Annotated in this window: 18 protein-coding genes and 1 tRNA gene; 14 read left to right on the top strand and 5 right to left on the bottom strand. The window is 59.9% G+C overall.

What is annotated here, in order from left to right; genetic code table 11:
* Window positions 1-49 precede the first annotated feature (49 nt).
* The 14 genes from ruvC to nadA all read left to right on the top strand — a co-directional run bounded on the left by ruvC (window position 50) and on the right by nadA (window position 10,836).
* Window positions 50-574 carry a crossover junction endodeoxyribonuclease RuvC gene (gene ruvC / locus WBR57_RS10515; protein ID WP_024077147.1) on the top strand — a complete coding sequence of 175 codons (525 nt, stop codon included), beginning with the start codon at window positions 50-52 and terminating at the stop codon, window positions 572-574.
* 67 nt (window positions 575-641) lie between these two features.
* Window positions 642-1,253: a Holliday junction branch migration protein RuvA gene (gene ruvA / locus WBR57_RS10510; RefSeq protein WP_025854761.1), complete on the top strand. Its 612-nt coding sequence runs from the start codon at window positions 642-644 to the stop codon at window positions 1,251-1,253.
* Window positions 1,254-2,312 carry a Holliday junction branch migration DNA helicase RuvB gene (gene ruvB / locus WBR57_RS10505; protein ID WP_003193867.1) on the top strand — a complete coding sequence of 353 codons (1,059 nt, stop codon included), beginning with the start codon at window positions 1,254-1,256 and terminating at the stop codon, window positions 2,310-2,312.
* Window positions 2,313-2,451: 139 nt separating this feature from the next.
* Window positions 2,452-2,907, top strand: coding sequence for a tol-pal system-associated acyl-CoA thioesterase (gene ybgC / locus WBR57_RS10500; protein WP_049711751.1), 456 nt, complete (start codon window positions 2,452-2,454; stop codon window positions 2,905-2,907).
* 1 nt (window position 2,908) lies between these two features.
* Window positions 2,909-3,604: a protein TolQ gene (gene tolQ / locus WBR57_RS10495; RefSeq protein WP_015885609.1), complete on the top strand. Its 696-nt coding sequence runs from the start codon at window positions 2,909-2,911 to the stop codon at window positions 3,602-3,604.
* A 23-nt stretch (window positions 3,605-3,627) separates the two neighbouring features.
* A complete protein-coding gene (gene tolR, locus WBR57_RS10490; RefSeq protein WP_161635741.1) occupies window positions 3,628-4,080 on the top strand; it encodes a protein TolR in 453 nt (150 codons plus the stop codon).
* Window positions 4,080-5,153 (top strand): cell envelope integrity protein TolA, encoded by a 1,074-nt coding sequence (gene tolA, locus WBR57_RS10485; protein WP_424083766.1) that lies wholly within the window; start codon window positions 4,080-4,082, stop codon window positions 5,151-5,153. Before tolR ends, tolA begins: the two co-directional genes overlap by 1 nt.
* A gap of 17 nt (window positions 5,154-5,170) precedes the next feature.
* A complete protein-coding gene (gene tolB, locus WBR57_RS10480; protein WP_205900072.1) occupies window positions 5,171-6,451 on the top strand; it encodes a Tol-Pal system beta propeller repeat protein TolB in 1,281 nt (426 codons plus the stop codon).
* Window positions 6,452-6,506: 55 nt separating this feature from the next.
* Window positions 6,507-7,007: a peptidoglycan-associated lipoprotein Pal gene (pal, locus tag WBR57_RS10475; RefSeq protein ID WP_003193861.1), complete on the top strand. Its 501-nt coding sequence runs from the start codon at window positions 6,507-6,509 to the stop codon at window positions 7,005-7,007.
* Window positions 7,008-7,013: 6 nt separating this feature from the next.
* Complete coding sequence (ybgF, locus tag WBR57_RS10470; RefSeq protein ID WP_424083765.1) at window positions 7,014-7,844, top strand: tol-pal system protein YbgF; 831 nt, start codon at window positions 7,014-7,016, stop codon at window positions 7,842-7,844.
* A 164-nt stretch (window positions 7,845-8,008) separates the two neighbouring features.
* The gene (gene queE / locus WBR57_RS10465) at window positions 8,009-8,656 is read left to right on the top strand and encodes a 7-carboxy-7-deazaguanine synthase QueE (RefSeq protein ID WP_424083764.1); all 648 of its coding nucleotides are present in this window, start codon (window positions 8,009-8,011) and stop codon (window positions 8,654-8,656) included.
* A 16-nt stretch (window positions 8,657-8,672) separates the two neighbouring features.
* Entirely contained in the window at window positions 8,673-9,347 is a 675-nt protein-coding gene (gene queC, locus WBR57_RS10460; RefSeq protein WP_424083767.1) for a 7-cyano-7-deazaguanine synthase QueC, read from the top strand.
* A gap of 63 nt (window positions 9,348-9,410) precedes the next feature.
* A tRNA-Lys gene (locus WBR57_RS10455) sits at window positions 9,411-9,486 on the top strand.
* A gap of 291 nt (window positions 9,487-9,777) precedes the next feature.
* Entirely contained in the window at window positions 9,778-10,836 is a 1,059-nt protein-coding gene (nadA, locus tag WBR57_RS10450) for a quinolinate synthase NadA (RefSeq protein WP_424083763.1), read from the top strand.
* A 73-nt stretch (window positions 10,837-10,909) separates the two neighbouring features.
* Here the strand turns inward: nadA and WBR57_RS10445 are convergent, their stop codons facing one another.
* The 5 genes from WBR57_RS10445 to gcvP all read right to left on the bottom strand — a co-directional run.
* On the bottom strand, window positions 10,910-11,398 hold the full coding sequence (locus tag WBR57_RS10445) for an RDD family protein (protein WP_424083762.1): 489 nt from the start codon (window positions 11,396-11,398) through the stop codon (window positions 10,910-10,912).
* 95 nt (window positions 11,399-11,493) lie between these two features.
* On the bottom strand, window positions 11,494-11,706 hold the full coding sequence (locus tag WBR57_RS10440) for a cold-shock protein (protein WP_014339904.1): 213 nt from the start codon (window positions 11,704-11,706) through the stop codon (window positions 11,494-11,496).
* Between the two features lie 389 nt (window positions 11,707-12,095).
* On the bottom strand, window positions 12,096-13,220 hold the full coding sequence (gene gcvT / locus WBR57_RS10435) for a glycine cleavage system aminomethyltransferase GcvT (protein ID WP_424083761.1): 1,125 nt from the start codon (window positions 13,218-13,220) through the stop codon (window positions 12,096-12,098).
* Between the two features lie 39 nt (window positions 13,221-13,259).
* Window positions 13,260-14,636: an L-serine ammonia-lyase gene (locus WBR57_RS10430; RefSeq protein WP_424083760.1), complete on the bottom strand. Its 1,377-nt coding sequence runs from the start codon at window positions 14,634-14,636 to the stop codon at window positions 13,260-13,262.
* Window positions 14,637-14,780: 144 nt separating this feature from the next.
* Window positions 14,781-16,893, bottom strand: a 2,113-nt coding sequence (gcvP, locus tag WBR57_RS10425) for an aminomethyl-transferring glycine dehydrogenase (RefSeq protein ID WP_424083759.1), incomplete at its 5' end; no start/stop codon positions are given.

Genomic DNA, 16,893 nt, shown 5'->3' with positions numbered 1-16,893 from the left:
AGCCCGCTCCCACATTGGGTCTATCTGTATCCACAAAACTGCAGGCGTTATGACTTTAATCCTAGGTATCGACCCCGGTTCGCGCATCACCGGTTTTGGCGTGGTGCAACACACCCCGCGCGGCTGCGTCTACGTGGCCTCGGGCTGCATCCGCACCGGCGCGGGCGAATTGGCCGAGCGCCTGCAGATCGTCTATCGCGGCGTGCGTGAAGTGATCCAGACCTATGGCCCGGTCACCATGGGCATCGAAAAAGTCTTCATGGCGAAAAACGCCGACTCTGCGTTGAAGCTCGGCCAAGCGCGTGGCGCCGCGATCGTGGCCGGTGCGGAGGAGGGCATGGAAATCGCCGAATACACCGCGACCCAGGTCAAGCAGGCTGTGGTCGGCACTGGTGCGGCCAATAAAGAGCAGGTGCAGATGATGGTCATGCACATGCTCAAGCTCACTTCAAAACCGCAAATCGACGCGTCCGACGCCCTGGCTATTGCCATTTGCCATGCTCACACCCGTTCCAGCCTGCTACCGCACGGCCTCGGCACGGCACGCAGTCGTGGCGGGCGCCTGCGTCTCTGATAGCATCAGCGCAATCGTTATTTCCGGTCAGGCCTCGATCTGACCCCAAGCTTTAAGGATCTGAACCGTGATTGGACGCTTGCGCGGCACCCTGGCTGAGAAACAGCCGCCGCACCTGATTCTGGATGTGAATGGGTTGGGGTATGAGCTGGAAGTGCCCATGACCACCCTGTATCGCCTACCGTCGGTCGGCGAGCCGCTGACCCTGCACACCCACCTGGTGGTGCGCGAAGATGCGCAATTGCTCTATGGTTTCATTGGCAAGCGCGACCGCGACTTCTTCCGCGAGCTGATCCGCCTCAATGGCGTGGGCCCCAAGCTCGCGCTGGCATTGATGTCGAGCCTGGAAGTGGATGAGCTGGTGCGCGCGGTTTCGGCCCAGGATACCTCGGCGTTGACCAAGGTGCCGGGTGTCGGCAAGAAGACCGCCGAGCGCCTGCTGGTAGAACTCAAGGATCGCTTCAAGGCCTGGGAAGTCGTGCCGAGCATGTTTGCCCTGGTGCCGAACCAGCCGGACATGCCGGCCGGCCAAGTTGCCAGCGCCGAAAGCGATGCCGTCAGCGCGCTGATTTCCCTGGGTTACAAGCCGCAGGAAGCCAGCAAGGCGGTGTCGGCCATCAAGGACAAGAACCTGAGCAGCGAAGACATGATCCGCCGAGCCCTGAAGGGAATGATTTAAGTGATTGAAGCTGATCGTCTGATCGCGGCCACCGGCCCGCGCGACCGTGAAGAAGTCCAGGACCGCGCCATCCGCCCCCTGAGCCTGGCCGAGTACATCGGCCAGCCCACCGTGCGCGAGCAGATGGAGTTGTTCATCCAGGCCGCGCGCGGGCGCAGCGAGTCCCTGGACCACACCCTGATCTTCGGCCCGCCGGGGCTGGGCAAGACCACGCTGGCCAACATCATTGCCCAGGAAATGGGCGTGTCGATCAAATCCACCTCCGGCCCGGTGCTGGAGCGCCCGGGTGACCTGGCGGCGCTGCTGACCAACCTCGAGCCGCACGATGTGCTGTTTATCGACGAGATCCACCGGCTTTCGCCGATCGTCGAGGAAGTGCTGTACCCGGCGATGGAAGACTTCCAGCTCGACATCATGATCGGCGAAGGCCCGGCCGCGCGCTCGATCAAGCTCGACCTGCCGCCCTTCACCCTGGTGGGTGCAACCACCCGCGCGGGGATGCTGACCAACCCGTTGCGAGACCGTTTCGGCATTGTTCAACGTCTGGAGTTCTACAGCACTGCGGACCTGGCCACGATTGTCAGCCGTTCGGCGAGCATTCTCGGCTTGCCGCTGGACCCGGAAGGCGCGTTTGAAATCGCGCGACGGGCTCGGGGCACGCCGCGGATTGCCAACCGCCTGCTGCGCCGCGTGCGCGACTTTGCCGAGGTGCGGGCCAAGGGGCATATCACCAAGGCCGTGGCCGACCTGGCCTTGAACCTGCTGGACGTGGACGAGCACGGCTTCGATCACCAGGATCGGCGCCTGCTCTTGACCATGATCGAGAAGTTCGACGGTGGCCCGGTGGGTGTCGACAGCCTGGCGGCGGCCATCAGTGAAGAGCGCCATACCATTGAGGATGTGCTGGAACCGTACCTGATCCAGCAGGGTTACATCATGCGCACGCCAAGGGGCCGAGTGGTGACGCGGCATGCCTATCTGCACTTCGGGTTAAACATTCCGTCACGATTGGGCGAGATGCCTGTAGTAGACGAATTCCTCGATGCAGTGGACGATTAAAAGCATCACTTGAGTCGATTTATTCGAGGTTTGTGCTGTCCTAGTGGCTGGTGTCGTCATTCAGTCACTGAATCTGTTTCAGAGAATGAAAAAACAGTTGCCCAGCCGGATTGGCAACCTGAGGAGTAAGCACTAGAGTATGCGCGCGCAAAACGGGGATCAGTCGTTCGCACATCGTTGTCGCGTTTATTACGAAGACACCGATGCCGGCGGCATCGTGTATTACGTCAATTACCTCAAGTTCATGGAGCGGGCTCGAACCGAGCGGCTACGGGAGCTGGGCTTTGCCCAATCCGAGCTGGCAGGGGAGGACCTGTTATTCGTCGTGCACTCCAGCGAGGCGCGGTATCACGCGCCGGCGCGGCTGGACGACGAGTTGTTGGTAAGCGCTGAAGTAATCGAATTGAACCGTGTCAGCCTGCGTTTCAAGCAGCAGGTCAGGCGGGCAACGGATGCAACGCTGCTCTGTGAGGGGCAGTTCCTGGTGGCCTGTGTGCGCACCAATAGTTTGAAACCCCGGGCCATTCCCGAAGCTCTACGTGCGGCCTTTGCCGGCGTAAGCGGCGCGGGTAAACAATCAAAGCAGGAGATTTAGCGTGGAACCTACCGTCGTCGACCATTCCTCCATGTGGAGCCTGGTCAGCAATGCCAGTGTTGTGGTTCAACTGGTCATGCTGACCCTGGTAGCCGCATCGGTTACCTCTTGGGTCATGATTTTTCAGCGCAGCAACCTGCTGCGCGCCGGTCGACGTGCCCTGGAGAGCTTTGAAGAGCGCTTCTGGTCCGGCATCGACCTGTCCAAGCTGTACCGCCAGGCAGGCAGCAACCCGGACCCGGATTCGGGCGTCGAGCAAATCTTCCGCGCCGGCTTCAAGGAATTCTCGCGTTTGCGCCAACAGCCGGGCGTTGACCCGGAAGCGGTGATGGAAGGCGTGGCCCGTGCGATGCGCGTCGCCATCTCGCGCGAAGAAGAAAAGCTGGAGCAGAGCCTGCCGTTCCTCGCCACCGTTGGTTCCGTCAGCCCGTACATCGGCCTGTTCGGTACCGTGTGGGGGATCATGAACTCCTTCCGTGGCCTGGCCCAGGCCCAGCAAGCGACCCTGGCCACCGTGGCCCCGGGTATCGCCGAAGCCCTGATCGCCACCGCGATCGGCCTGTTTGCCGCTATCCCCGCAGTAATCGCCTACAACCGTTTTGCTGCAACCAGCGAAACCTTGATCGGCCGTTACTACACCTTCGCCGATGAATTCCAGGCGATCCTGCACCGTAAAGTGCACACCAGCGAAGAATAAGCAGGTAATTCCCAATGGCTTTAATCGCTCGAGCTCGCAAAAAGCGCAAGCCGGTCGCCGAAATGAACGTGGTCCCCTACATCGACGTGATGTTGGTGCTGCTGGTCATTTTCATGGTGACCGCGCCGATGCTCAACCAGGGCGTGAAGGTTGATCTGCCCAAGGTTTCCAGTGAAGCCTTGCCGCAAGACAACAATACGCAGGTCCTGACCATTTCGATCAAGGCTGACAAGACCTATTACTGGAACCTTGGCAGCGAAGTCGACACGCAGAAACAGCAAGACAAGGCCATGACCTTGCCGCAGATGACCGATGCGGTGACCAAAATCATTCGCGCCGGCAACGAAGGCGGCAAGCACACCCAGGTGTTCATCCGCGGCGACAAAGTCGTCGACTACGGCTCCGTCATGGGCGCCATGGGCGGGCTGCAGAAGGCCGGCGTCGGTAACGTTGGCTTGATTACCGAGGCGCCCTGATGCAGCAACAGCGAGAGCCGTCCGCCTCGGAAAGCTTCTTCTGGCCTAGCGTCTGGGCAATTGCCCTGCACGTCCTGGTATTTGGCATGCTGTTCGTCAGCTTTGCCATGACCCCGGACCTGCCGCCAGCCAAGCCGATCGTGCAGGCGACCCTGTATCAGCTGAAATCGAAAAGCCAGGCCACCACCCAGACCAATCAGAAGATTGCGGGTGAGGCCCAGAAGTCGGCTGCGCGCCAGACTGAAGTCGAGCAGATGGAACAGAAGAAGGTCGAGCAGGAAGCGGTGAAGGCTGCTGCGGAACAAAAGAAAGAAGAGGCGGCTCAAAAGGCCGAGGAATCGAAAAAGGCTGACGAGGCCAAGAAAGCTGACGAGGCGAAAAAGGCTGATGAAGCCAAGAAAGCCGACAAAGCTGCCGAAGCCAAAAAGGCCGAAGAGAAACAATTGGCTGATATAGCCAAGAAGAAGTCTGAAGAAGAAGCCAAAAAAGCTGCCGAAGAAGAGGCCAAGAAAAAGGCCGCTGAAGACGCCAAGAAAAAGATAGTCGAAGACGCGAAGAAGAAAGCCGCCGAAGACGCCAAGAAAAAAGCTGAAGCAGACGAGGCGAAGAAGAAAGTCGCCGACGACGCGAAGAAGAAAGCTGCCGCCGACGCCTCCAAGAAAAAGGCCCAGGAAGCAGCACGCAAATCCGCCGAAGAGAAAAAGGCCCAGGCCCTGGCAGATCTGCTTTCCGACACGCCTCAACGTCAGCAAGCCTTGGCCGATGAGCAGGGCGATGATGTCGCGGGCAGTTTCGACGACCTGATCCGGGCGCGGGCAGCGGAAGGCTGGACACGTCCACCTTCGGCACGCAAAGGCATGACAGTAGTGCTGCAGATCGGCATGTTGCCGGACGGTACGGTGACTTCGGTCAGCGTGGCCAAGTCCAGTGGTGACGGCTCGTTCGACAGTTCGGCGGTTGCCGCAGTCAAGAATATTGGCCGGTTGACCGAGATGCAGGGAATGAAACCAAGCGACTTCGCTCCCTATCGTTCATTCAAGATGACATTCACACCTGAGGATCTAGCCTTGTGAGAAACCTTCTTCGAGGAATGCTTGTCGTTATTTGCTGTATGGCAGGGATAGCGGCGGCAGATGAAAAGAACATCCTGGTCACCAGCGGTAGCGATCGGGCCACTCCGATCGCAGTCGTACCGTTCGGCTGGCAGGGCGGCAGCGTGCTGCCGGACGACATGGCCCAGATCGTCAGTGATGACCTGCGCAACTCCGGTTACTACGCGCCGATTCCGAAAGGCAACATGATCAGCCAGCCCAACCAGGCCAGCGAAGTTGTGTTCCGTGACTGGAAAGCCGTTGGCGCCCAGTACCTGATGGTCGGCAACATCACGCCGGCCGGCGGTCGCCTGCAGATCCAGTACACGTTGTTCAACGTGGCGACCGAGCAGCAGGTCTTGACCGGCAGCGTATCGGGCACCGCCGAACAACTGCGGGACATGGCCCACTACATCTCGGACCAGTCGTTTGAAAAGCTCACCGGTATCAAGGGGGCTTTCTCCACGCGTCTGCTGTATGTAACGGCTGAACGCTTCTCCGTAGACAACACGCGATACACCTTGCAGCGTTCGGACTACGACGGTGCACGTGCGGTGACCTTGCTGCAATCGCGTGAGCCAATCCTGTCGCCGCGCTTTGCGCCGGACGGCAAGCGCATTGCCTACGTGTCTTTCGAACAGCGTCGTCCGCGCATCTTCGTCCAGCATATCGATACTGGCCGTCGTGAGCAGATCACCAACTTCGAGGGCCTCAACGGCGCGCCAGCCTGGTCGCCGGATGGTTCGCGCCTGGCGTTCGTGCTGTCCAAGGACGGCAACCCGGATATCTATGTGATGAACATGGCTTCGCGCCAGATCAGCCGTGTTACCAGCGGCCCGGGCATCAACACCGAACCGTTCTGGGGTAAAGATGGTTCGACCATCTACTTCACCTCCGACCGTGGCGGCAAGCCACAGGTCTACAAGGCAAACGTAAACGGCGGCAGCGCAGAACGCGTTACCTTTATTGGTAACTACAATGCCAATCCGAAGCTTTCGGCTGATGAAAAGACGTTGGTGATGATTCACCGTCAGGATGGTTTCACTAATTTCCGGGTTGCGGCCCAGGATTTGCAGCGTGGAACGGTAAAAATCCTCACAGACACCAACCTTGATGAGTCAGCTACTGTTGCGCCCAACGGCACCATGGTAATCTACGCCACCCGCCAGCAGGGCCGGGGAGTCTTGATGCTCGTGTCCATTAATGGACGCGTAAGGCTCCCGCTTCCTACCGCTCAAGGCGAAGTCAGAGAACCGTCCTGGTCCCCTTACCTGAACTGACGCGGCGCTACAAAAAGAAGTACTTAACACACTGGGGTTCATTAGGAGTTTCACGATGGAAATGCTGAAGTTTGGTAAGTTTGCTGCTCTGGCTCTGGCTCTGTCCGTAGCCGTTGGTTGCTCGTCTAAAGGCGGCGACAATGCCGGTGAAGGCGCAGCTGTTGATCCAAACGCTGGTTACGGCGCTAACACTGGTGCAGTTGACGGCTCCCTGAGCGAAGAAGCTGCTCTGCGCGCTATCACCACTTTCTACTTCGAATACGACAGTTCGGACCTGAAGCCAGAAGCCATGCGCGCTCTGGACGTTCACGCGAAGGACCTGAAAGCTAACGGCGCTCGCGTTGTTCTGGAAGGTAACACTGACGCCCGTGGTACTCGTGAGTACAACATGGCACTGGGCGAGCGTCGTGCGAAAGCCGTTCAGCGCTACCTGGTACTGCAAGGCGTTGCTCCAGGCCAACTGGAACTGGTTTCCTACGGTAAAGAGCGTCCAGTTGCCACCGGTAACGATGAGCAGTCCTGGGCTCAAAACCGTCGCGTCGAACTGCGTAAGTAATTCGTCATGCGAACGTGCCGTCGTGCTCTGACTGTATTGGCTCTCAGCTTCGCACCGCTTGCGGTGTGGGCTGCGGTTCCTGTGGAAGATAGCAACTCTGGCTATAACAATAGCGGGAGCAGTTATCCGCCAGCGGGTTATGGCACGAACGGCGCCTATGCTGGGGGAGCGGCTACGTCCGCTCCCTCGGCACAGGGCGAACTGTTCAACCAGCTGCAACGCATGCAGGATCAATTGTCGCAGCAACAAGGCGCGATTGAAGTTCTGCAGAATCAAGTGAACCAGCTGAAGCAAGAAGGCCTGGAGCGATACCAGGATCTTGATCGACGTATAGGAGCCGGCGTTACACCAGCCGCTACTCCTGATAATTCTTCTGCCGGTGGCGCGCCCAGTGCGGCCGCCGGTGGTGCAGCAGCAGGGGCGGCAGCTGCAGCCCCAGCAGCCAGCAGCGAACCGGGTGATCCGGCCAAAGAAAAGCTGTATTACGATGCAGCCTTCGACCTGATCAAAGCCAAGGATTTCGATAAGGCCAGCCAGGCATTTACCGCTTTCCTGCGCAAATACCCGAACAGCCAGTACGCGGGCAACGCCCAATACTGGTTGGGTGAAGTCAACCTGGCCAAGGGTGACTTGCAGGGGGCAGGCCAGGCATTTGCCAAGGTCAGCCAGCTGTACCCCAAGCACGCCAAGGTGCCGGATTCGCTGTACAAACTCGCTGACGTGGAGCGCCGCCTGGGTCATACCGACAAGGTCAAAGGCATTCTGCAGCAGGTTGTGGCCCAGTATCCTGGGACTTCCGCGGCCCAGTTGGCACAACGGGATCTGCAACGCTTGTAAGCGATGCATCCCGTTTAGAAGAAACCCGCGCCTGGCGCGGGTTTTTTCGTTAGAATCCACGCCCTTTTATGAAACACGCTTTTTGGGGCCTGCGCGTTGGCGGGGTCCCTTGAAGTGCCTGACGGAGGCGGACAGCCTGTTTAGCTGTTACGCCCGTGGCGACTATGCAAGACACATTACGCATTACCGAAGTTTTTTACTCGTTACAGGGTGAAACGCGAACCGCTGGCCTGCCCACAGTTTTTGTGCGCCTGACCGGCTGCCCTTTGCGTTGCCAATACTGTGACAGCGCCTACGCCTTCAGTGGCGGCACGGTGCGCACCCTCGACGATATCCTCGAGCAGGTTGCCGGTTATCGGCCGCGTTACGTCTGTGTGACGGGCGGCGAGCCTCTGGCGCAACCGAATGCCATCCCCTTGCTTAAGCAGTTGTGCGACGCCGGTTATGAGGTGTCCCTGGAAACCAGTGGCGCCCTCGACATATCCGCGGTAGACCCGCGCGTGAGCCGCGTGGTCGACCTCAAGACCCCGGGTTCCAAGGAAGCGCATCGCAACCGCTACGAGAATATCGAACTGCTCACGACCAACGACCAGGTCAAGTTCGTCATCTGTTCCCGTGAAGATTACGACTGGGCGAACTCCAAGCTGATCCAGTATGGCCTGGACCGCCGCGCAGGCGAGGTGTTGTTCTCCCCGAGCCACCACGACCTGAACGCACGCGACCTCGCCGACTGGGTGGTCGCTGATAACCTGCCAGTACGCCTGCAACTGCAGCTGCATAAATACCTTTGGAACGACGAGCCAGGACGCTGAAATGACTGAACCGACGATTGATCAGAAACGCGCTGTAATCCTGCTGTCCGGTGGCCTGGACTCCGCCACTGTGGTGGCGATGGCGCAGGCCGAAGGTTACACCTGCTACACCATGAGCTTCGACTACGGCCAGCGCCATCGCGCAGAGCTGAATGCCGCTGCCCGCGTCGCGCAAGACATGGGCGTAGCCGAACACAAAGTGATCGGCCTGAACCTCAACGGTATCGGCGGCTCGGCCCTGACCGACAGCAGCATCGATGTGCCGGAGGCACCGAGTGAAGGCATTCCGGTGACCTATGTGCCGGCCCGCAACACCGTATTCCTGTCCCTGGCCCTGGGTTGGGCTGAAGTGCTGAATGCCCGCGACATCTTTATCGGCGTCAACGCAGTGGATTATTCCGGCTACCCGGACTGCCGCCCGGAGTTCGTCGAGTCGTTCGAGCGCATGGCCAATCTGGCGACCAAGGCCGGTGTGGAAGGGCAGGGCTTCCGTATCCTGGCGCCACTGCAGAACCTCAGCAAGGCCGATATCGTGAAGGCTGGTGTAGGACTGGGCGTCGATTATTCGCTGACTGTTTCCTGCTATCAGGCGGACGATGAAGGCCGCGCCTGTGGCAAATGCGACAGCTGCAGACTGCGTGCAGAAGGCTTCCAGGCGGCCGGAATTGCTGACCCGACGCGTTATTTCTGATTTATTTCAAATAAGGTGTTGAATAATCCTTAGAAATCAGTATTATACGCGCCACCACACAGCGGGTCGTTAGCTCAGTTGGTAGAGCAGTTGGCTTTTAACCAATTGGTCGTAGGTTCGAATCCCACACGACCCACCATTTTTGGCGGTTTAGAAAATCCGGAAGGCCCACGCAAGTGAGGATTTCCGGGTTTTTTTTTGCCTGCAATAATCTGATCCCCTAAACCGCTCCCCCCTTGGTATCTCAGGCGTTGTACTTCAGTACCGCCACTACCAGATTAGGCTTTTGAATCGATTCGATATTCTGTAGCCTTGCGCAGCTTCACCCGTGCTTGATGAACACAACCACTTCGTCCGGCGGCGCCTTGAGGGCTCCAGAGCCGGTGGTACACTCGACTTTCGCGCAACGGCGCCTGCAGGTCTTGCGAACATGACGCAAATTTCCGAACGCCTACTGGTTCAAGCCCACCTCGACGCCAAGCAGCCCAAGGCCCTCAGCGCCGCTGAAGAGGCGAGCTTGCGTACCGCCATCGCCGCCGAGCTTAAAGCTCAGGACGCGGTGCTGGTGGCGCACTTCTATTGTGACCCGGTGATTCAGGCCCTGGCCGAAGAAACCGGTGGCTGCGTTTCCGACTCCCTGGAAATGGCGCGCTTCGGCGCTGCCCACCCGGCCAAGACCGTACTGGTCGCTGGTGTACGTTTTATGGGTGAGACCGCCAAGATCCTCACGCCTGAAAAACGCATCCTGATGCCGACCCTCGAAGCCACGTGCTCCCTGGACCTGGGTTGCCCGGTGGACGAGTTTTCAGCGTTCTGCGATCAGCATCCCGAGCGCACCGTGGTGGTTTACGCCAACACGTCGGCAGCGGTCAAAGCCCGCGCTGATTGGGTGGTGACCTCCAGCTGCGCGCTGGAAATCGTCGAAAGCCTGATGGACAACGGCGAGACGATTATCTGGGGCCCGGACAAGCATCTGGGCACTTATATCCAGCGCCAGACCGGTGCGGACATGTTGCTGTGGGATGGGGCCTGCATCGTCCACGAAGAATTCAAGTCCAAACAGCTTGAGGATATGAAGGCGCTGTACCCGGACGCTGCGATCCTGGTGCACCCGGAGTCGCCGACGGCGGTGATCGAGTTGGCCGATGCAGTGGGCTCCACCAGCCAACTGATCGCGGCAGCGCAGCGCTTGCCGAACAAGACGTTTATCGTGGCGACTGACCGTGGCATTTTCTACAAGATGCAGCAGCTGTGCCCGGACAAGGTCTTTGTCGAGGCGCCTACGGCCGGTAATGGCGCGGCATGCCGCAGTTGCGCGCATTGCCCATGGATGGCGATGAATACCCTGGAGCGTACGCTGCAGTGCCTGCGTGAAGGCAGCAATGAGATATTCGTCGAGCCGTCAGTGATTCCCCAGGCGGTGCGGCCGCTCAAGCGCATGCTGGATTTCACCCAGGCTGCGCGGCTCAAGCTCGCCGGCAACGCCTGATCTGATTTGTGAGCACGGTGGAAATGTAGGAGGGGGCAAGCCCCTCCCACGTTTGGTAGGCATCGTCGTGGGATTACTTCTTCTGTTTGGGAATCCGCACCAGCTGTGTGTCGGAGTAGATGTCATGCCAGCTGCGTTTCCGTTTATCAATCAATGACCAGATAAACCCCAGCCCCACGCACAGCCACGATGCAATCGACACCACAAACCGCAACAGCGCCTGCCACAGGCTGATCCGCGAACCATCGGCGTTCTGCACCCGCACGCCCCACACCTGCATGCCCAGCGTCTGCCCCGAATGGGTCCAGAACTTGGCAAAAAAACCAAATAGCACAAAAAACAAAATCGTCGACAGCAACGGGTCACCGTCCAGCGCGCCGGATTCGGTGAGTGTGCGCATCCTGGCTTCACCGATAAACGCCATCCACACCAGCTTGTAGATAAATGCGGTGACGATCAGCAGTGCGGTGCACAACAGGAAGTCGTAGAACATCGCTGCCAGGCGACGGCCCAGGCCAACGGCGGGGAACTCGCCTTGCGGGCTCAGCAGGGGTTTGGACATGGCAGGGCTCTCGGCAGGAAAACAGCCATTCTACGAACAAACGCGCATAAAAAAGCCCCTGATGTCATGTCAGGGGCTTTTTGTCGCAGCAGCAATCAGCCTTCTGCTTGTACTTCGTCAGCCTGCATGCCTTTCTGGCCTTGCACAGCAACGAACGTCACTTTCTGGCCTTCTTTCAGGCTCTTGAAGCCGTTGCCCTGAATAGCGCGGAAATGCACGAACAGATCCGGACCGCTTTCTGGAGTGATAAAACCAAACCCTTTCTCGTCGTTAAACCACTTGACGGTACCGCTCTGACGATCAGCCATTTTCTTATTTCCTTGACGCTAAAAATTAATGACAGTCCCTTTCACATGAAAGAGTACTGGGCTGGGTTGCAGGAAAGTAAGAGACGTCGAACGGGTTGTAGCAAACTTTGGCTACTGCCCAGGTCCAGGTTCAAAGCGACCCATGCAAACACAGTGGGCAAACTCTACGACAACTAGCAGAGAAAAAACAAGCCCCGCCAAAACCCTGGTTTTGCTCGGCTATGTGACACTTTGATCGCCAATTGTGGAACCGACTTATTCGATAGAGTTGATCACTTGTTATAGGTTAATCATGAGTGTATTGACTATCGTCAATGCACTGTTTTATGGCGGTTGCGTTACAGATTAGTGCACGTTAACGCAACCGCGTTACTTATAGGAACAGTCAATCAGCCGCGATAGTAACGTTGCGGTACAAATGGCATTTTACTTACACGTAGTGGCACCTTTTTCCCACGCACCATCGCAGACACTTCTGTATCCAGTGCGATGAATGCACTGTCGAGGTAACCCATCGCCAGCGGAGCGCCCAACGTCGGGCCAAAGCCACCGCTGCACACGCTGCCGATCACCGTGCCGTGTTCATCGACGATTTCTGCGCCTTCACGCACCGGAGTGCGCTCTTGCGGCAGCAGGCCGACACGTTTGCGGCTCACTCCGGCTTGTTGCTGCGTGAAAATACGGTCGGCACCCGGGAAGCCACCGGCACGTGTGCCGTCAGCGCGGCGGGCCTTGGAAATCGCCCACAGCAGGCTGGCTTCGATGGGCGTGGTGTCGGTGTTCATGTCGTGGCCATACAGGCACAGGCCGGCTTCCAGGCGCAACGAGTCGCGCGCGCCCAGGCCGATAGCCTGTACTTCAGTCTCGGCCAGCAGGCTACGGGCCAGGCTCTCGGCATTCGCGGCCGGCACGGAAATTTCAAAACCGTCTTCCCCGGTATAGCCGGAGCGGCTCACGTAGCAGTCCACGCCCAGCAGGCGCAGGGTCGCGAATTGCATGAAGGTCATCTGGGTGACTTCCGGTGCCAGGCGCGCCAGTACCTTCACCGCTGCCGGGCCCTGCAGGGCCAGCAGGGCGCGTTCTTCGAACAACGGCTCGATGCTGCATTGGTCGCCAATATGCGCGCGCAGGTGTGCCAGGTCCTGGTCCTTGCAGGCGGCATTCACCACCAGGAACAATTCGTCGTTACCCAGGTTGGCCACCATCAGGTCGTCGAGGATGCCGCCTTGTTCATTGGTAAACATCGCGTAGCGCTGCATGCCCACCGGCAGGTCGATGATGTCGACGGGCACCAGGGTTTCCAGGGCCTTGGCGGCGTTCGCGCCGGTCAGGCGGATCTGGCCCATGTGGGACACGTCGAACAGCCCGGCCTGATCACGGGTGTGCTGGTGTTCTTTCATCACACCCAGCGGGTATTGCACCGGCATGTCGTAGCCGGCGAAAGGCACCATGCGCGCGCCGAGCTCGAGGTGCAGGGCGTGCAGCGGGGTTTTCAACAGGGTTTCGGTGGACATATTCAGCTCCTGAAAAACGTGCCGGCGCGCTTGTAGGCGTCAGCACTCGATAATGTTGACCGCCAAACCGCCACGGGCGGTTTCCTTGTATTTGCTTTTCATGTCGGCGCCGGTCTGGCGCATGGTGCGGATGACTTTATCCAGCGAGACGAAGTGCTGCCCGTCGCCGCGCAAGGCCATGCGCACCGCGTTGATCGCCTTGACCGAGCCCATCGCGTTGCGCTCGATGCAGGGCACCTGCACCAGCCCGCCAATCGGGTCGCAGGTCAGGCCGAGGTTGTGTTCCATGCCGATTTCGGCGGCGTTTTCCACTTGGGATACGCTGCCGCCCAGTACTTCACACAGCGCTCCGGCCGCCATGGAACAGGCCACGCCGACCTCACCCTGGCAGCCGACTTCGGCCCCGGAGATCGACGCGTTTTCCTTGTACAGAATGCCGATGGCGGCCGCAGTGAGCAGAAAGCGCACCACGCCGTCTTCGTTCGCGCCTGGGATAAAGCGCATGTAGTAATGCAGCACCGCGGGCACAATCCCGGCCGCACCGTTAGTGGGCGCCGTGACCACGCGCCCGCCGTTGGCGTTTTCTTCGTTGACCGCCAGCGCGTAGAGGTTGACCCAGTCCAGCACCGACAGCGGATCGCGCAGCGCCGACTCGGGGTTCTTGCACAGCTGGCGATGCAGCGCAGCCGCGCGGCGCTTGACCTTCAGGCCACCGGGCAAAATCCCTTCGTTGCGACAGCCCGCATCCACGCAGTCCTGCATCACTTGCCAGATTTTCAACAGGCCGGCGCGGGTTTCCGCTTCTGGACGCCAGGCGCTTTCATTGGTCAGCATCACCTGGCTGATGGACAGCCCATAGGTGGTGCAATGGCCGAGCAAGTCCTTGGCGTGTTTGAAAGGAAAGGTCAGTGGCGTGGCGTCTTCGACGATGCGGTCGGCGCCGGCGGCGTCTTCATCTACCACAAACCCGCCACCGACCGAGTAATACTCGCGGCTGCGAATCTGGATGCCCGCCGGGTCAACGGCACGAAAAATCATGCCGTTGGGGTGGTAGGCGAGGGGTTTGCGAATCATCGCCAGGTGTTCTTTCTCATTGAACGCAATGCGGTGTTCGCCGAGCAGGTTCAAGCAACCGTCGCTGCGCATCTGCGCCAGGCGTGCGGCCACGGTTTCGGTATTCACGGTGTCCGGGTGTTCGCCTTCCAGGCCCAGCAGCACGGCCTTGTCACTGCCGTGGCCTTTGCCGGTGGCGCCCAGCGAGCCATAGAGTTCCACCTTGATGCCGCTGGTGGCGCTCAGCAGGTTGTCGCGCTTGAGGCCTTCGACAAATCGCGCGGCGGCGCGCATCGGGCCGACGGTGTGAGAGCTGGAGGGGCCGATGCCAATCTTGAACAGGTCGAACACGCTTAAAGACATGAGTTGTTCTCCGGTTTCTTATTATTTTCTGGAAGTCGACTCGGTCAACTGTGGGAGCGGGTTTGCTCGCGAATGCGGTCTGTCAGTTGAAACATCTATGACTGATCCAGCGCTTTCGCGAGCAAGCCCGCTCCCACATTTGATCTACGCGTAGCTCTCGATCGACGGGCACGCACACACCAGGTTGCGATCGCCAAACACGTTGTCGACCCGGCCAACCGGCGGCCAGTATTTGCCTTCGATCAACGACGCTACCGGGTACACCGCCTGTTCACGGCTGTACGGGTGGCTCCATTCACCGACGATTTCCGCCGCGGTGTGCGGGGCGTTTTTCAGCGGGTTGTCGTCCTTGTCCAGCGTGCCGTTTTCCACTGCGCGGATTTCTTCGCGGATGGCGATCATCGCGTCGCAGAAGCGGTCGAGTTCTTCCTTGGATTCACTCTCGGTCGGCTCGATCATCAGCGTGCCCGCGACCGGGAACGACATGGTCGGCGCATGGAAACCGAAGTCGATCAGGCGCTTGGCCACGTCATCCACGCTGATGCCGCTGCTGTCTTTCAGCGGGCGCAGGTCGAGGATGCATTCGTGCGCCACCAGGCCGTTGCTGCCGGTGTAAAGCACCGGGTAGTGCTCTTCGAGGCGACGGGAAATGTAGTTGGCATTCAGGATCGCCAATTGCGAAGCACGCTTGAGGCCGGCGCCGCCCATCATGCTGATGTACATCCAGGTGATCGGCAAAATGCTCGCGCTGCCGAACGGCGCCGCGCACACCGCGCCTTCCTTGCGTTCCATGGCTGCATGGCCCGGCAGGAAGGGCGTGAGGTGCGATTTGACGCCAATCGGGCCAACACCCGGGCCGCCACCGCCGTGGGGAATGCAGAAGGTCTTGTGCAGGTTCAGGTGGGACACGTCGCCGCCGAACTTGCCCGGTGCGCACAGGCCGACCATCGCGTTCATGTTGGCGCCGTCGATGTACACCTGGCCGCCGTTGTCGTGAATGATCGCGCAGATTTCGCGGATGCCTTCTTCGAACACGCCGTGGGTGGACGGGTAGGTGATCATCAATGCGGCAAGGTGTTCACGGTGCTCGATGGCCTTGGCGCGCAGGTCGTCGATGTCGACGTTACCACGCGCATCGCAGGCGGTTACCACCACGCGCATACCGGCCATGTTGGCGGTCGCCGGGTTGGTGCCGTGGGCCGACGACGGAATCAGGCAGATGTCGCGGCGCGCTTCGCCACGGCTCTGATGATAGGCACGAATCGCCAGCAAGCCGGCGTATTCGCCCTGGGAACCGGCGTTCGGTTGCAGCGAGATAGCGTCATAACCGGTGGCCGCGCAGAGCATGGCTTCCAGGTCGGAAGTCAGCTGCAGGTAGCCGGTGCTTTGCTCGGCTGGGGCGAACGGGTGCAGGGCACCGAACTCGGCCCAGGTCACCGGGATCATTTCGCTGGCGGCGTTGAGCTTCATGGTGCACGAGCCCAGCGGGATCATGGTGCGGTCCAGCGCCAGGTCCTTGTCGGCCAGTTTGCGCAGGTAGCGCATCAGCTCGGTTTCCGAATGATAACGGTTGAACACCGGGTGGCTGAGGATCGGCGACTGGCGCAGCAGCGCGGCGGGCAGGGTGCTGTCGAGGTTTTCCGCAAGATCGCCGAAGGCTGGCAGTGCCTTGCCATCGGCGAAGATCGACCACAGGGTTTCGATATCCGCCTGGGTGGTGGTTTCGTCGACCGACAGGCCAACACGCTCGGCATCCACCACACGCAGGTTGATGCGCTGGGCGCGGGCCTTGTCGTGCAGGGCGGCGGTGTTGGCGCCGGTGTTGAGGGTCAGGGTGTCGAAGAAGTTTTCCTGCTCGACGTTCAAGCTCAGGGCGGTCAAGCCTTTGGCCAGGATCGCGGTCAGATGGTGAACGCGCTGCGCGATCTGGGTCAGGCCTTTGGGGCCGTGGTACACGGCATACATGCTGGCGATGTTGGCCAGCAGCACTTGGGCGGTGCAGATGTTACTGGTGGCTTTCTCGCGGCGGATATGTTGCTCGCGGGTCTGCATGGCCAGGCGCAGCGCCGGCTTGCCGAAACGGTCGACGGACACACCGACCAGCCGGCCCGGCATGTCGCGCTTGAACGCGTCCTTGGTAGAGAAGTACGCCGCGTGCGGGCCACCAAAGCCCAGCGGCACGCCGAAGCGTTGCGCGCTGCCAATGGCCACGTCGGCGCCGAACTCACCCGGCGGGGTCAGCAGGGTCAGGGCCAGC

The sequence above is a fragment of the Pseudomonas sp. genome (genome assembly GCF_049590575.1).
Classification (GTDB): Bacteria; Pseudomonadota; Gammaproteobacteria; order Pseudomonadales; family Pseudomonadaceae; genus Aquipseudomonas.
The sequence above is the reverse complement of the archived record's forward strand: the minus strand, read 5'-3'. Positions and strand labels throughout refer to the sequence as shown.

Bases quoted from the DNA above. Each gene is read 5' to 3' on its own strand.
- WBR57_RS10440 (WP_014339904.1), bottom strand. From the start codon at position 11,706: ATGGCTGATCGTCAGAGCGGTACCGTCAAGTGGTTTAACGACGAGAAA.
- gcvT (WP_424083761.1), bottom strand. From the start codon at position 13,220: ATGTCCACCGAAACCCTGTTGAAAACCCCGCTGCACGCCCTGCACCTC.
- WBR57_RS10445 (WP_424083762.1), bottom strand. From the start codon at position 11,398: ATGTCCAAACCCCTGCTGAGCCCGCAAGGCGAGTTCCCCGCCGTTGGC.
- ybgC (WP_049711751.1), top strand. From the start codon at position 2,452: ATGCGCGCGCAAAACGGGGATCAGTCGTTCGCACATCGTTGTCGCGTT.
- tolA (WP_424083766.1), top strand. From the start codon at position 4,080: ATGCAGCAACAGCGAGAGCCGTCCGCCTCGGAAAGCTTCTTCTGGCCT.
- tolB (WP_205900072.1), top strand. From the start codon at position 5,171: ATGCTTGTCGTTATTTGCTGTATGGCAGGGATAGCGGCGGCAGATGAA.
- ybgF (WP_424083765.1), top strand. From the start codon at position 7,014: ATGCGAACGTGCCGTCGTGCTCTGACTGTATTGGCTCTCAGCTTCGCA.
- queE (WP_424083764.1), top strand. From the start codon at position 8,009: ATGCAAGACACATTACGCATTACCGAAGTTTTTTACTCGTTACAGGGT.
- nadA (WP_424083763.1), top strand. From the start codon at position 9,778: ATGACGCAAATTTCCGAACGCCTACTGGTTCAAGCCCACCTCGACGCC.
- ruvC (WP_024077147.1), top strand. From the start codon at position 50: ATGACTTTAATCCTAGGTATCGACCCCGGTTCGCGCATCACCGGTTTT.
- WBR57_RS10430 (WP_424083760.1), bottom strand. From the start codon at position 14,636: ATGTCTTTAAGCGTGTTCGACCTGTTCAAGATTGGCATCGGCCCCTCC.
- pal (WP_003193861.1), top strand. From the start codon at position 6,507: ATGGAAATGCTGAAGTTTGGTAAGTTTGCTGCTCTGGCTCTGGCTCTG.